14 protein-coding genes and 2 riboswitches are annotated in these 15,200 nt (G+C 36.8%); of the genes, 11 read left to right on the forward strand and 3 right to left on the reverse strand.

What is annotated here, in order from left to right; all coding sequences use genetic code 11:
• Window positions 1-42: 42 nt before the first annotated feature.
• The 6 genes from ACFX4R_RS26765 to ACFX4R_RS26790 all read left to right on the forward strand — a co-directional run bounded on the left by ACFX4R_RS26765 (window position 43) and on the right by ACFX4R_RS26790 (window position 6,588).
• Complete coding sequence (locus ACFX4R_RS26765; protein WP_377571221.1) at window positions 43-1,074, forward strand: DUF3231 family protein; 1,032 nt, start codon at window positions 43-45, stop codon at window positions 1,072-1,074.
• Between the two features lie 144 nt (window positions 1,075-1,218).
• Complete coding sequence (locus ACFX4R_RS26770; RefSeq protein WP_237075566.1) at window positions 1,219-2,115, forward strand: cation diffusion facilitator family transporter; 897 nt, start codon at window positions 1,219-1,221, stop codon at window positions 2,113-2,115.
• Between the two features lie 104 nt (window positions 2,116-2,219).
• A complete protein-coding gene (locus tag ACFX4R_RS26775) occupies window positions 2,220-3,749 on the forward strand; it encodes a spore germination protein (RefSeq protein ID WP_052500295.1) in 1,530 nt (509 codons plus the stop codon).
• A complete protein-coding gene (locus ACFX4R_RS26780) occupies window positions 3,742-4,833 on the forward strand; it encodes a GerAB/ArcD/ProY family transporter (protein WP_043978124.1) in 1,092 nt (363 codons plus the stop codon). Before ACFX4R_RS26775 ends, ACFX4R_RS26780 begins: the two co-directional genes overlap by 8 nt.
• Complete coding sequence (locus ACFX4R_RS26785; RefSeq protein WP_043978122.1) at window positions 4,823-5,935, forward strand: Ger(x)C family spore germination protein; 1,113 nt, start codon at window positions 4,823-4,825, stop codon at window positions 5,933-5,935. Before ACFX4R_RS26780 ends, ACFX4R_RS26785 begins: the two co-directional genes overlap by 11 nt.
• 197 nt (window positions 5,936-6,132) lie before the next feature.
• Complete coding sequence (locus tag ACFX4R_RS26790; RefSeq protein ID WP_237075567.1) at window positions 6,133-6,588, forward strand: VanZ family protein; 456 nt, start codon at window positions 6,133-6,135, stop codon at window positions 6,586-6,588.
• 113 nt (window positions 6,589-6,701) lie between these two features.
• Here ACFX4R_RS26790 and ACFX4R_RS26795 read toward each other — a convergent pair whose 3' ends face one another.
• The 3 genes from ACFX4R_RS26795 to ACFX4R_RS26805 form a co-directional block, all read right to left on the reverse strand.
• The gene (locus tag ACFX4R_RS26795) at window positions 6,702-6,890 is read right to left on the reverse strand and encodes a hypothetical protein (RefSeq protein ID WP_043978118.1); all 189 of its coding nucleotides are present in this window, start codon (window positions 6,888-6,890) and stop codon (window positions 6,702-6,704) included.
• Window positions 6,868-8,637 (reverse strand): phosphomethylpyrimidine synthase ThiC, encoded by a 1,770-nt coding sequence (gene thiC / locus ACFX4R_RS26800; RefSeq protein ID WP_043978116.1) that lies wholly within the window; start codon window positions 8,635-8,637, stop codon window positions 6,868-6,870. Before thiC ends, ACFX4R_RS26795 begins: the two co-directional genes overlap by 23 nt.
• A 113-nt stretch (window positions 8,638-8,750) precedes the next feature.
• A riboswitch (TPP riboswitch) is annotated at window positions 8,751-8,865 on the reverse strand.
• 81 nt (window positions 8,866-8,946) lie between these two features.
• Entirely contained in the window at window positions 8,947-9,237 is a 291-nt protein-coding gene (locus tag ACFX4R_RS26805) for a hypothetical protein (protein WP_043978114.1), read from the reverse strand.
• A 457-nt stretch (window positions 9,238-9,694) separates the two neighbouring features.
• Here ACFX4R_RS26805 and ACFX4R_RS26810 point away from each other — a divergent pair, with 457 nt between their 5' ends.
• The 5 genes from ACFX4R_RS26810 to ACFX4R_RS26830 all read left to right on the forward strand — a co-directional run bounded on the left by ACFX4R_RS26810 (window position 9,695) and on the right by ACFX4R_RS26830 (window position 15,125).
• A complete protein-coding gene (locus ACFX4R_RS26810; protein ID WP_013055186.1) occupies window positions 9,695-10,519 on the forward strand; it encodes an undecaprenyl-diphosphate phosphatase in 825 nt (274 codons plus the stop codon).
• A 273-nt stretch (window positions 10,520-10,792) separates the two neighbouring features.
• Window positions 10,793-10,932: riboswitch (cyclic di-AMP (ydaO/yuaA leader) on the forward strand.
• Window positions 10,933-11,038: 106 nt separating this feature from the next.
• Entirely contained in the window at window positions 11,039-12,298 is a 1,260-nt protein-coding gene (locus tag ACFX4R_RS26815) for a glutamate/proton symporter GltT (protein ID WP_377571225.1), read from the forward strand.
• 213 nt (window positions 12,299-12,511) lie between these two features.
• On the forward strand, window positions 12,512-13,543 hold the full coding sequence (gene ytvI, locus ACFX4R_RS26820) for a sporulation integral membrane protein YtvI (protein WP_013055188.1): 1,032 nt from the start codon (window positions 12,512-12,514) through the stop codon (window positions 13,541-13,543).
• Window positions 13,544-13,703: 160 nt separating this feature from the next.
• The gene (locus ACFX4R_RS26825; RefSeq protein ID WP_013055189.1) at window positions 13,704-14,309 is read left to right on the forward strand and encodes a DedA family protein; all 606 of its coding nucleotides are present in this window, start codon (window positions 13,704-13,706) and stop codon (window positions 14,307-14,309) included.
• Window positions 14,310-14,333: 24 nt separating this feature from the next.
• Complete coding sequence (locus tag ACFX4R_RS26830; RefSeq protein WP_114897227.1) at window positions 14,334-15,125, forward strand: EcsC family protein; 792 nt, start codon at window positions 14,334-14,336, stop codon at window positions 15,123-15,125.
• The last annotated feature ends 75 nt before the right edge of the window (window positions 15,126-15,200 follow it).

Raw genomic sequence — 15,200 nt, forward strand, 5'->3', positions numbered from 1 at the left:
AGATAGTAAAAGTACGACTTTATCCAAAAGGAGAATAAGTGAATGAACGAAAATATAAAGAGCGAAATGCAAAAACATCAACAAAATCAGCGGTTGAACGCAGCTGAGTTAGGTTACTTATGGGCGCAATATTTAGGCGATACGCTGTATGTATGTGTTCTTGGGTATTTTCTATCTGTTGTAAAAGATGCCGAGATTAAGGAGCTCTTAAAAAAAGCCCATCAGATTTCACAAACTCATGTAGACGAATTGACGGAATTATTCAGTTCGGAAAAAATTCCAATACCAGTAGGTTTTGGGGAACAAGATGTGAACAAAGGAGTTCCTGCTTTATTTGATGATATTTTTATGGCTATTTATGTAAATGAAATGGCAATTGGAGGTATGAAAAAATATGCCAGAGCCCTAAGCGCAGTGAGAAGGCAAGATATTTATGATCACCTGTCTCGGTGTGTAAAAGAAAGCGACAGTGTTTTAGATGATTCTAACCACGTTATTTTAAGAAAAAGCATGCTAATGAGACCTCCAGTTATTCCTTATCCTGTAAAAGTGAATTTTGTGGATCATAAAACGTTTATATCACCATTTTTCTCTCAAATGCATCCTCTAACTTCTTTGGAGGTTACGGCTATTCAAGAAATTGTTAATACAAATGTATTAGGTAAAACGCTGATGCTGGCATTTAGTCAAGTAGCTACCACACAAAAATTACGCTCTTATTTTTTTGATGGAGTCAAGCTTGCGAGTAAGCAAATCAAGCAATTCACTGAGTTATTGTCTGAAGCTGACCTACCAAGTCCGCGTCTGCTTGATGCGTATGTAACCAACTCAACGATTTCACCGTTTTCAGATAAACTGATGATGTATCATACTTCCACAGCGGTGACGATCGCTATTGATAACTGTGGTGCTGGCTTGTCTATGTCGTTCCGTTCGGATGTCGCATTAGAATTTTCTCAGCTAATCGGGCGTATAGGGAAGTATGGAAAAGATGGAATTCGGATTATGATTGAGCAAGGTTGGATGGAAGAACCTCCAATGTCAACAGACCGTAAGAAGTTGGCGGAGAAATAATAAGGAGTATGTTGTCGGTTATCAGTAATTTTGCGGTACTGAAACATATATAGCTAAGCGAAAATAGATTGCTCTAGACCCACTTGAATGAGCAGTGATAAGATAAAAAAGCTGATTTTTCAAGAAGTAAGTCGAGGTGTGCAAATGAACAACAATATAAGGGAGTCCATTGCGAAAAAAGTAGCATGGATTAGCGTATGGAGCAATATTGCCCTTACGCTAGGAAAAGTAATAGTAGGATGGATTGGAAATAGTGATGCTGTATTTGCTGATGGTATTCACTCTGCAGCGGACGTATTTGCCTCTATTATTGTCTTGTTGGTTATACGAGTAGCAAATAAACCAGCAGATGATGACCATCCATATGGACATGGAAAAGCAGAAGTGATTGTCTCAGGAATCGTAGGAATTATTTTATTGCTTGTATCATTTTATGTGGTATTTGAAGGAGTCGTTGGTTTATTCCATCCGGTTGAATCTCCAAATATTTTAGCCATGTGGATTGCTGTTATTTCATACATAGCAAAGGTATTGTTGTACCGTTATTCTTTAAACGTAGCGAAGCAGCACCACAGTAAGGCAATTGAGGCAATTGCCTTTGATCATAAAGCAGATATTGTTGCTTCTATTGCAGCGGCAATTGGTGTTTTATTATCGATTATTGGTGATAAAATGGATGTTCAACTGCTGTTATACGGAGATAAAATAGCAAGCATCTTTGTTGCTTATTTAATTTTTAACATTGCCAGACAAATGATGGGAGAGTCTTTTCAAATCTTAATGGAAGGCAATATTGATGAAGAGCTACTAAAAGAACTTGAAGAAAGCATTTATGAATTTGAAGATGTGAAGCGGATTGATCGCGTTCGAGCAAGAGAACATGGCCATTACATATTAGTGGATGTACGTATTTCAATTGACCACTTTAAAACAATTAAGGAAGGTCATGATTTAGGACGAGAAATCAAAGCAACACTTATGAAAAAGCATGATAATATTCAGGAAGTATTAATCCATTTGAATCCTTATTATCCAGATTAAAAAGACGCAGCGAAAATTTTCCGCTGCGTCTTTTTGCATTTTTTTACATACTATTCATTTTTTTAGAAACAATGAATAATAACAAGAGACATCGAGGCAGGTGAGTGGCACTGTTAATTAAACGAAGGCCTAAGCGAACAAAAAGTCCTATCTCCCTTGAAGAAAAAGAGCCAAAAACAGAAATTGAACTTGGCACAAATGTAGAAGAAATTCTAAAAATGCTGGAAGAAAGGTTAGACTATACGAGTGATATAGGGCAAAGGTGGCTGAAATTTAATCATGAGCGTGCGCTTTTAGTCTATTTTGTGCCCCTTATGGATTCAATCAAGTTAAATGATCATGTTATCAAACCGTTATTAATAGAAAAAGAAGGGGAGATAAAAGAAGTCATTCAGGCTGCTTCCATTACTCCTACAAAAGATTTGGATGAAATGATTAGTTTAATGAGTCGAGGTGCTTCTCTTCTATTAATCGAGAATGATCCGTTGGTTTATGCAATTGATTCCACAAAAACAGCTACAAGAGAAGTGAACCAAGCGCTGAATGAGAAAATAATCAGGGGGTCTCAAGAAAGCTTTGTGGAGAGCTTAGATAAAAATTTGAACTTGATGAGACAAAGGTTTTTAGATGGAAGCCTTATTGTACGTTATATCGAAGTAGGAAGTATTTCACGCACGCGAGTAGCGGTTTTATATTTGAAAAATATAGCTAACGTAGAGATTTGTAATACGATCATTAATCGTATACAACAAATTGAAGTGGATGGAGTGGATAGTGGGAGTATCATTGAAGAGGCTCTAGAAGATTCGCCTCTTTCACCATTTCCTCAGCTGTTGAACACAGAAAGGCCGGATCGGGTAATGGGCAATCTGTTAGAAGGAAGAATGGCAGTGCTAACAAATGGAAATAGCTCTGCGTTGATTGCTCCCGTTAATTTTTTCTCTTTTTATCAATCGCCTGAAGATTATAATACGCGTGCACTTTATGGCTCATTTTTCCGCCTTTTACGTATATTCAGCTTTTTTGTAGCTATGAGCTTACCTGCAATTTATATTGCAACGATTTCTTTTCATTATGAATTGATTCCTTTGGACTTAGTTTTTACAGTAAAAGGTTCTCTTGAGAACGTTCCATTTCCTCCGATAGTAGAAGCGTTTATTATGGTTTTAATATTAGAGTTACTAAAAGAGGCTTCTCTTCGGCTGCCTTCTTCAATTGCTCAAACGATTGGGGTGGTTGGAGGGTTAGTTATCGGTACAGCAATTGTTGAGGCGAGTTTAGTTTCAAATATGATGATTATTGTTATTGCTCTAACAGCCGTTTCTTCCTTTGTTGTGCCATCAAACGAAATGAGCACCACGCTGCGAATTTTAAGTTTTCCGATGATGATTGGAGCAGCAGTCTTTGGCTACTTGGGTATTGTCTTTGTATTAGTTCTTATTGTTATGCATTTAGTTATTTTAGAGTCTATTACGATGCCTTACTTAATCCCTTTTGCGCCCTTTAAAATTTCTGGTTTAAAGGATGTTTTTATGAGGATGCATCAGCTCTATTTGAATGAAAGACCTGCTAACGCTAAGCCTCAAAAACGCCAACGTCAAAAAGCGATAAGGAATTGGGATTCAAATGAATAAAAATAGTATTTCAGTCAGTCAGCTGTTCTTTATCATTTTACAAACGCAAATTGGTATTGGTGTTTTAGGGTTACCTTATAACTTATTTAAGACGGCGCATACGGACGGCTGGATTTCAATGTTAATTAGCGGGTGTATTATTCAAGTAATTACATTATTCCACTGGGGATTAACGCATCGTTTGCCAGGTCTAACTTTATATCAGATGACTAGCAAGCTGCTTGGCAAGTGGGTAGGTAATTTTTTAAATATAGGATATGTATTTTATTACATCATTGTTTCAAGTGTTATTACTGTTTTGTATGTAAACGTGTTAAAGCGCTGGCTGTACCACTTAACGCCAGCGTATGTTTTGGTCCTTTTATTAGTTGTGATTGCGCTGTATTTTGCAAAAGAGAATGTCCGCAATATAGGGCGTTTCTTTACAATTGTATCCGTATTTTTAATTATTTTAGTGCTGTTGATATCGAATGCTTATAAAGAGGCTGATGTCCGGTACCTGTTTCCGATTGGGCACAGCGGTATTCAAAATATCTTGCTGGCGTCAAAAGAGGGAAGTATTTCAATGCTAGGTTTTGAAGCGATTTTGATTTTAGCTCCATTTGTAAAGGCAAAATCTACTATGACATTAAAGATGGTCATGCTTAGTAATTGTATCGTTACCGTTTTATATGTATATATCATCATTGCTTGTTATTTGTTTTTTAGTCCGGATGAAATCTTAATCGTACCAGAACCGGTTTTGTACATTTTGAAGGCGACGCAAAACTCAGTTATTGAACGAATAGACTTGGTTTTTATTACCTTTTGGATTATTTCTGTTATTACGTCCCTTATTATGTACGTGTATATTTCAAGTGTAGGCATGCAGGAAATATTCAAAAAGAAAACTCACCGTCCGTTTGTTCCAATTGTATTGATATTCGTAACAGGTCTTTCCATTTATTTTTCAAAAACGGATAATCTTGTGACAGCTTTATCACAGGCAACTAACTATTTAATTTACGTATTCATTTTCTGTATTCCTATTTGTTTGTTAATTCTATCATGGATAAGAAAAGGAACAGTAAAAAATGAAGCATAAACTTATCAAGATCTTCAATGTATGTTTAGTTCTAAGTTTTTTAACAGGATGCTGGGATCAAAAAATGCTAAAAGATACGATGTTTTTGTCTACAGTGGCTTATGAAAAAAAGAAAGGAAATAAGGTGATTTCTACTATTGCGATCCGCTCGTACACTTCTAAAGAAGGGATTTTAGTGAATAAAACCTACCATGTGGCAGGAGAATCACCTCGGGATGATCGAACAAAAATTAACCAGCAGGTTTCTGGAATTGTAATGTCTGCTAAAAAGAGAATAATTTTATTTGAAGATCGATTAGCTAAAGAAGGTATACTAGAATTATCAGACGTTTTATATCGTACACCAGAAAGTCCTTTGACGGCTAAGTATGTCATTGTCGAAGGAAAGCCGAGTACTATCGTTGAATTACAGCAAGTAGGAGAAGAGCTAATTGGAGAATATTTAGACGGAGTTGTTCATACGGCTGAAGCGAATTCTTTAGTACCAATTGAAACTCTTCAGTCACTTTGTACCGTGTTGTTTGATGAAGGAAAAGGGCTAGCTCTTCCTTATATGAAATTAAATACTGAAAATAAGACCGTTGATGTAATCGGTACAGCTTTGTTTAATAAAGATAAATTTTCAGGCATTACATTAAATCCTGAGGAATCCAAGGTGCTTCTTTTATTAGGAAATCAAAAAGATAAATATATGATTATGAGTGACAAAATTACCATACATGACCAAAAGTATGTAGTATCGTATGATGTGTCAGACGCTAAAGCAAAGATGAACGTTAAGCCGGATGCGATTCACGGGGTAAAAGTGACCATACCACTACATGTAAAAGTAAGCATTAATGAATTCACTAAAAACGAAATGTCATCCCCTGCATTAATAAAAAATGTACAGGAAGAAATTGAAAAAGTTCTACAAAAGAAAGCAGAAAAAGTAGTTGTAAAGTTGCAAAAAGCTAACTGCGATTTTCTTGAAATAGGAAGAGAAGTAGCCGCTTATCATCCGAGTATATGGGAAAGGCTTAAATGGAGACAGGATTATAAAAACATCTCGATTAATCCGAAAGTACAAGTGGAAATTATCCATCGTGGAATTATTAATTAACAAAAGTCATGCGAAAAGCATGGCTTTTTTAAGTGAAAAAATTTTAGTTTACAAAATAATAAAAAGGGAATTGTATTTATTTATTGATGTGATAGGATAAAAAAGCATGTAAATGCATTCACTACGAATGAAAGCAGTGGACGGGTACATATAGATAATAATAAACGGTTTTGGGAGTCAAAGAAGGTGATGTTGAAGTGAATGTAAGCATCAGGTCAATCGTTAAAAAAGTCATGTTCATTCTATTTATTGCATATACAGCAGTGGTCATTTATGCTACTCTCATACGGGAAAACGAACATGTTTACGGAAAAGCAATGAACTTGGATTTATTTAGCACGATCCGTCTGATGTGGGACAGCGGGAATATAATGCTCACTCTGACAAATATACTGGGGAATATCGTGATGTTTGCGCCGCTTGGAATGTTTATTCCTTTGTTTATGAAGTGGTTTGACGGTTTTATTCAAGTGTTTACGACGGGTTTCTTAATCAGTTTTCTAATTGAAATTTTACAGTACAAGCTAACGGAACGAGTATTTGATATTGATGATATCTTTTTGAATACGCTAGGTACATTTATAGGCTGGGTTATTATTAAAATACTATATTGGGCCAAGAACGTGCTGAAAGCACGTTTCAAAAAAAGATAAAGAGATGGAGACATAACTGAATCAATAGCTAGAAAGCAGCTACAGATATGAAGTCTACGTTTACCATCACAATGAAAAGATCCGAACGATGAATCGTTCGGATCTTTCTTCAACTAAAATACTTTTGTCCTAGCCACTGCCTCTTGTTGATAGAAACACTTAATGCAGCGTCTTACGGAAGAATGTGAGGATTCAACGATAATGTGCTGACAATTTTGCTGAACAAATAATAACTTTCTTTCAAGCTGCTTAATTTGTTCTTTAAGCTGTTCTACTTCATTATTGATAGATATTTGAACCACTGTTAACAAACTCTTTAGCTTTTTCTTTCATTCCTTCTTTTCTTACTTCGTTTACATCTTTTTCATTTTCTTGAGCCATGTTACGAATATCTTGAGAAATACGCATCGAACAGAATTTAGGTCCACACATTGAACAGAAATGGGCTGTTTTAGCACCTTCAGCGGGAAGTGTTTCATCGTGATATTCTTTTGCGCGCTCTGGATCTAGTGACAGGTTAAATTGATCATTCCATCTAAATTCAAATCTTGCTTTAGACAGCGCGTTATCGCGTTTTTGTGCTCCTGGATGGCCTTTTGCTAGGTCAGCGGCATGCGCAGCAATTTTATAGGTGATAACGCCTTCTCGAACGTCTTCTTTATTTGGCAGACCTAAATGTTCTTTTGGGGTTACGTAGCAAAGCATAGCTGTCCCAAACCAGCCAATCATTGCAGCCCCGATACCTGATGTAATATGGTCATAGCCTGGAGCGATGTCGGTTGTAAGCGGTCCAAGAGTATAGAAGGGAGCTTCTTGGCATATTTCCATTTGTTTATCTACGTTTTCTTTGATGAGGTGCATAGGGACATGTCCAGGGCCTTCAATCATAACTTGAACATCGTGTTTCCAAGCAATTTTAGTTAATTCACCAAGCGTTTCTAATTCACCGAACTGTGCCTCATCATTAGCATCTGCAATGGAACCAGGACGCAGCCCATCGCCAAGCGAAATAGAAATATCGTATGCTTTACAGATTTCACAGATTTCTTCAAAGCGAGTATATAAAAAGTTCTCTTCATGATGAGCTAAACACCACTGCGCCAAGATGGATCCTCCGCGTGAAACAATACCTGTCGTACGTTTCGCTGTCAGAGGAATATAGCGTAAAAGAACACCTGCGTGAATAGTAAAGTAATCAACACCTTGCTCCGCTTGTTCAATTAATGTATCGCGATATGCTTCCCACGTTAGATCTTCTGCAACACCTTTTACTTTTTCAAGCGCTTGGTAAATAGGAACAGTCCCTACAGGAACAGGCGAGTTGCGGATAATCCATTCGCGCGTTGTGTGGATATCCTTTCCTGTTGATAAATCCATAATTGTATCGGCTCCCCAACGCGTTGCCCATGTCATTTTTTCTACTTCATCTTCAATAGCTGAACGAATAGCTGAATTTCCGATATTAGCATTGATTTTCACGTGGAATTTGCGGCCGATAATCATCGGTTCGCTCTCAGGGTGATTGATATTATTAGGGATAATGGCACGTCCTCTTGCTACTTCTTCACGCACGACTTCAGGATCCATCTGTTCACGAATAGCGATAAATTCCATTTCGGGCGTGATGATTCCTTTTTTCGCATAGTGCATTTGCGTTACATTTTGATTTTTTTTCGCGCGCAAAGGTAAACGATTAGTGATAAAGCGCTCGTACTGATCTCTTGGATCACCATCATAATAACCGTTATCCTGTGGCTGAACCGTACGGCCTTGATATGTTTCTACATCGTTTCGTTCTGCAATCCACTTTTCGCGCAGAGCCGGTAATCCTTTTTGTAAATTAATTTCATAACAGGGATCTGTATAAACACCACTCGTGTCGTATACACGTACGGGATTATTTTCTTCTTCCCCAAAAGATCCTGTAGTAGGAGACTGATGGATTTCACGCATAGGCACTTTAAGATCTTCTCTGGATCCTTGGACATATACTTTGTGACTGTTTGGAAAAGGCTTTTTCATAGAAACTGATACATTTTGTTTTGACATTACATATTCCTCCGGTTTCGCATAAAGTGTAGCTATACCGAACCATAAAAAAATCGGGTTCTGTGATAGACAGAACCCGATGGAATAGGCGAAAAAAGAATAAACATATACTATTCTTTTCAAGACTACTTCCCTCCGCTGGTATAACCCAAATCAGGTTCAAAGGGTTAAAGAGTTTTATAGCACTCTTCTCTCAGTCTGAGCTATCAGACACCCCTAGTAGAAATAACATTTAAATTATTCAATTTACGGCTTAAGTTTACCATCATTCGGTAAAAAATCAACCCTTAAATAAAAAAAGCTAGACAATCAACGTTGTCTAGCAGCATCGATTGCAATCACAATAGCTGTAATAATGTGCATAACAAACCCTAAAAATGGAATCCAAGCAACCAGTGAAGTAACAATCCCTAGTATGTTTCCATACGCAGATAACCCTCGTCTATTAGCTAAAATGAGTGTGATAGCATGAAGAATAAATCCAATAAAAAGAGGAGTATAACTAAAGCCCATAACAATCCCCGCGCCAATTAAAGGAATTCCCAGCAAGGCTTCATACCCAGCAGTGACCCATTTCATTGTACGTACATTTCCATTCATAGTAAAAAGCCTCCTAAAAAAGATACTACTATATACGAGAAAAGAGAGAAAAAAGTTTCAAATTACTTAGGGGATATGTCGTATAAGCAAGCACTAGTTGATTAAAATGATAGATGACAGTAAAGGGGATGGAAAAAACATAATGATTTAGTCATTTTTTCACACTAAAGAAAAATAGTCTAGATGATTCATTTTTAGCTAAGGACCCGGAATTTATACCGAACATAGCGACTGCTTTTTAAAACAAATAAAAGCTGATATCTTGTTTTTTGGTTATAGCATGTAGGGTTTTTATTACAAATTATTAAAGATTCTTATCTTTTTGCAAATACACATTGTATTTCATAGTTTTAACAATTATGATAAAAAAGCAAGTGTCAAAATAGGAAAATAGTTGAGCATGGAAAACGAAGCGATAAGCTTATTAATTTGAAAGAAAGGCAAGGTATATAGCTTTATGTGGGAAATTATTGTAGCAATCATTTTAGGGATTGTAGAAGGTTTAACAGAGTTTGCTCCTGTTTCGTCAACTGGGCATATGATTATTGTGGATGACCTGTGGTTAAATTCAAAAGAATTATTTTCATCTCCCGTAGCTAATACATTTAAAATTGTTATTCAGCTAGGGTCGATCTTAGCAGTAGTAGTTATTTTTAAAGATCGTTTCATTAATTTATTAGGATTGGGAAAAAAGCCAGCCGCTCCAATTGGACCGACAAATCGTTTGAATTTAATGCAAGTAATTGTTGGTCTGTTACCCGCAGGAGTGTTAGGTCTTTTGTTTGATGATTACATTGATGAACATTTGTTTTCTTTAAATACGGTGCTAATTGGCTTAGTAGTCGGAGCTGTATTAATGATTCTAGCAGATTTGTTTGGACCTAAACGTCCGCGTGTAGAGACGGTGGACCAAATGTCTTATGGACAAGCACTGGGTATAGGACTGTTTCAATGTATTGCTCTTTGGCCAGGTTTTTCTCGTTCAGGCTCCACGATTTCAGGAGGGGTTCTTCTTGGAATGAGCCATAAGGCAGCGGCAGATTTTACATTTATTATGGCAGTGCCAATCATGGCAGGAGCAAGTGGACTTTCATTGGTTAAAAACTGGCAGTATTTCACATCAGATGCACTACCGTTTTTTATTGCTGGTTTTATCAGCGCCTTTATTTTTGCGCTGGTGTCTATTCGCTTTTTCCTGAAATTAATTAATCGTATCAAATTAGTACCATTTGCACTATATCGAATTGTGTTAGCAGCTATTCTATATTTTGTATTTTTATAAAATAAACATGCGTGTTCTTTAGTCCCTTAAACTTCTAATAGAGACTCAAAGAGCAAGAAAAAGCTATTGCAACATTGCAATAGCTTTTTTGTATAAATATATATTATCGCCTTTTGAAAGCGTTTTATAAACATGGGTATTGACAAAACGTGTCGAAAAATAGTAAATTAATATTTGTGCAGTATAAAGTTAAGTAAAAGTAAGACTTCTGTTTAGTTTTATTGACTGTAAAAAACGTATGACAACGTATAGATCGTTTTAATTTTATAAAAACTGAATAATAAGCTTAATCGTATAGAGCGGGGGAATCATTATCGGCAGTAAAGCTGCCTTGGGGTGAATCCTTACAAAAGGTAGGAAACTCTCAATTCCGAATCCGACAGTTAACCCCGTTTGCTTTATTGAGAGAAAGAGCCCAAAATAGCGTAAGTAAAAGGCTGTTCTTTCTTAAGAATAGTCTTTTTTTGTTTTTTCAGAAAAGTATATACAAATGTCATACATCTTTGGGGAGGTACATCTATGAAAAAAATTCGTTTTGGTTTGGCTACGCAGATTTTTACCGGATTAATCCTCGGTGTTCTTGTAGGGGTAATTTGGTTTAACGATCCGCGTGTAGTAACATACCTACAGCCGCTAGGAGACCTATTTTTAAGATTAATTAAGATGATTGTTATTCCAATTGTTATCTCAAGCTTAGTCGTTGGAGTTGCAGGAGCAGGGAGCGGCAAACAGGTCGGAAAGCTCGGCGTTAAAACCATTCTCTATTTTGAAATTATTACGACTTTTGCAATTATAATCGGTGTATTGGTTGCTAATATTTTTCATCCTGGGCAAGGTGTAGACATTCATTCAGCACAGAAGAGTGATATTTCACAATATGTTGAAACATCCAAACAGCAAGAAGGAAAGTCAGTGGCTGAAACTTTCTTACACATTGTTCCGACAAACTTTTTCCAGTCAATTGTTGAAGGAGATATGCTAGCAATTATCTTCTTTACAGTGTTATTTGCACTAGGAGTAGCGGCAATTGGGGAAAGAGGAAAGCCAGTTGTACAATTCTTCGACGGTGTTTCTCACGCAATGTTTCACGTGGTAAACCTTGTAATGAAAGTGGCGCCAATTGGTGTATTTGCTTTAATTGGTGTAACAGTTTCAAAATTCGGCTTAGATTCACTCCTTTCATTAGGAAAGCTTGTTATCTTAGTTTACTTAGCGTTAATTTTCTTCCTACTTGTTGTATTAGGAGGAATTGCGAAATGGGCAGGAATTAACATTTTCCACTTATTCCGCTATATGAAAGATGAACTGTTGTTAGCATACAGTACATCTAGCTCTGAGACAGTTCTTCCGCGAATTATGGAAAAACTTGAAAAGATGGGCTGTCCAAAAGCTATCGTATCGTTCGTTGTACCAATTGGTTATACATTTAACCTAGATGGTTCCGTTCTTTATCAAGCGATTGCAGCGTTATTCTTAGCGCAGGTGTATGGTATTGATTTAACGATCGTTCAACAGCTGACGCTCATTCTGGTATTGATGGTTACATCTAAAGGAATGGCTGCGGTGCCAGGAACATCATTTGTTGTATTACTGGCTACTCTTGGAACAATCGGCGTTCCGGCAGAAGGATTAGCCTTCATTGCTGGAGTAGACAGAATCATGGATATGGCACGTACGGTTGTTAACTTAGTAGGAAACACACTAGCAGCAATTGTGATGTCTAAATCTGAAGGCAAATTTGACCCTAAAAAAGGTACAGAGGTCATGAGAGCCGGCTAATTTATAAATTAAAAAGCTACTTATTCTATTCAAAAAATTAGAATAAGTAGCTTTTTTCATAATAATTCCTTTATTATTATGGAAATTGACCCTATAATATGTAACATCAGGTATAAATATATCCAAATTTTATTCTTACATAAAAGCAGTCACTGGTTCCTTTCTTTATCAATAAATATAGAGATAGCTTAGCTAGTTGGGGGATAGTAGAGTATGTGGAAAAAGCGAATATGGGTCATCGCCTCGATAGTAATCGTATGTTTGTTAATCCCTTACAGTTTACCGATTGTGTTTGCTTTATTAACAGCATTAGCGCTTGAGGGTATTGTTCAAAAATTGCATCAATCTTTTAAAATGAAGAGAGTCTACGCAGTGCTTATGACCTTCATTTTATATGTTGTTTCGCTCATACTTATTGGATTTTTTATTGTTCGGACAATCGTTACGCAAGTGGTTGCTCTTTCAAAGATAGCGCCTTCCTTTGTAAAAGAAATCTATGAAACCGCGATTTATCCAACTATTATTAAGTGGAAATACTATTCAAACGCTCTTCCTACAGAAGTGATTTCTTCTATCGAGCGCACGCTTGAAAAAACCGTAAATTCATTAGATTCTCTATTAAAAAGTACCGTGGAAATCATCATTAGCTTTGCTGCTACTGTTCCTGGGTTTCTACTAGAGTTTCTTATTTATTTAGTAGCGCTTGTATTTATCAGCCTTGAGCTGCCTGCTATTAAAAATAAAATTAAGTCATTTTTAACAGAAGAAACGAAATATAAGCTACAAGTTGTCATCACTCAGCTTATCCAAGCGGGGGTTGGTTTTATTAAGGCACAAATTATCTTAAGTGTCATGACGTTTGTAATGGCTTATGTAGGGCTTTGGCTATTAGATGTTCCGTATACCGCGCTGCTTAGTTTATTAATTGTAATTGTCGATATCTTACCAATCCTTGGGACGGGCTCGGTGCTCGTTCCATGGGGGATTTTTGCTCTTACGCAAGGGCATGACTCATTAGCAATCGGCTTATTTATTCTATTTGGAGTCATTACGGTAGTAAGACGTGTAGTAGAACCAAAAGTATTTTCTACAAATATGGGTATTTCACCTTTGGCTGCATTAGTTAGTTTGTACATTGGATTTAAACTTTTAGGCTTTGTCGGATTATTTTTAGGACCGGCTTTAGTTATTTTATACGATGCTCTTCGTAAAGTAGGTATTATTCAAATTAACTTTAAACTATAAAAGCGCTGGATAAAACTAGCGCTTTTTTTTATTGAAACTTTTGTAGTACGTAATACGTAAAGAGGGAAAGGAAAAAACTATGCCGCGTTGGTTTTTATCTATCAATCGGCTAAATTATAGTTTTGCAGTCTTAGATTTAATGACATGAGGAGGAGAATTTTTGTTAGAGTCGGTTTTACTTTCTTTAATTGAAGCGCTAAAACAGCTCTCTTATTTTGGCGTAATTCTAGCATTAACGTTTGAGTTTGTCCCGGCAGAGCTTGTTTTACCTTTAGTAGGGTATTGGGTGTACCAAGGTGATATGAACTTGTATCTGGCTATCCTTGCAGGTACAGTAGGCGGTGTTTGTGGACCGTTGACTCTTTATGCACTGGGACGTTACGGTGGACGACCGCTGGTTTTAAAATATGGAAAATACTTTTTGGTGAAAGAAAAAGAAATTGACGCCGCCGATCGCTTTTTTAATAAGTACGGCAGCGGGGTTGCTTTTTTTGGACGCTTTATTCCAGGAGTGCGCACGGCTATCTCTTTTCCGTGCGGGATGGCAAAAATGAATGTATGGCTGTTTTCTATTTATACATTTGTGGCGATGCTTCCAGTAACGGCTATTTACGTATATTTAGGATATAAGTTAGGACCTAAGTGGAAAGAGGTGGGGCCGATTGTGTCTCAATATATGCAGCCTATTGGAATCGGAATTGTTGTTTTAATTGCACTGTTTTTTATCATTAAATATGTGCGGAATAAACAAGTAGGGCAGAGCTGATAAATCGAGGAAAAGAGTGAGGATATGTCAGAGTATGAGCAGTTAAGAGTAGAGTTACGAAAAATTGAAAAGTGGGAGAAAGACCAAAAAGGACTTTTTTTCTGGGAGCGGCTGGCTCGTTTGCCTTTTTCAGCTTTAGATAAAGTAACGCCAAAGTTCATTCATCAAAAAATAGAAAAATTATTAGATGAAATTGCTAAGTATGTTGATAATGGAGGCCAGTATTTAGCTAATACGTCTGCCACGCTAGAAAAAGCATCAGCACAATTACAAGAAAAGAAACAGCTTTCGATAGAGGATATTCAGCATTTATCTCTGCAAGAAATGGATGAATTGGCAGAGCATTTTATTGAAGTCCGAAAAAAGAATGCACAGCTTCAAGGAGCTACAACCGGTATAGGCGGGATTTTTACACTAGCTATTGATGTTCCTTTTGTATTAGGGCTTACACTTAAGACACTGCAAGAAGTGGCTGTTTCTTATGGTTACGACCCCACTGAGCAAGAGGAACGAATTTTCATGGTCAAATGCATGCAGTTTTCGTCTTCTGACATTGTAGGGAAACGTGCGATTTTAGAAGAATTAGCAAGCGGAAATCGAACGCAGAGCTTGCAGCAGCTGCAAGGGTGGAGAGAAGTGTTTCTAACCTACAGGGACAACTTGGGCTGGAAAAAGCTGTTCCAAATGATTCCTATAGCAGGAATGGTATTTGGAGCGTATATTAACAAACAAGCAATTAGCGATATAGGGGAAGTTGGAATGATGCTTTATCGTAAAAGACGTATTTTGGAAAAAGTCTCACAATCGCAAAAATAAAAAGAGACTGGTACGAAAGTATTTTAGTTGAAGAAAAATCCGAACGAGTTTGATTCTTGGTTGAGAATCAAATAC

It is taken from the genome of Priestia sp. YIM B13490, assembly GCF_042787735.1.
GTDB lineage: Bacteria > Bacillota > Bacilli > Bacillales > Bacillaceae_H > Priestia > Priestia megaterium.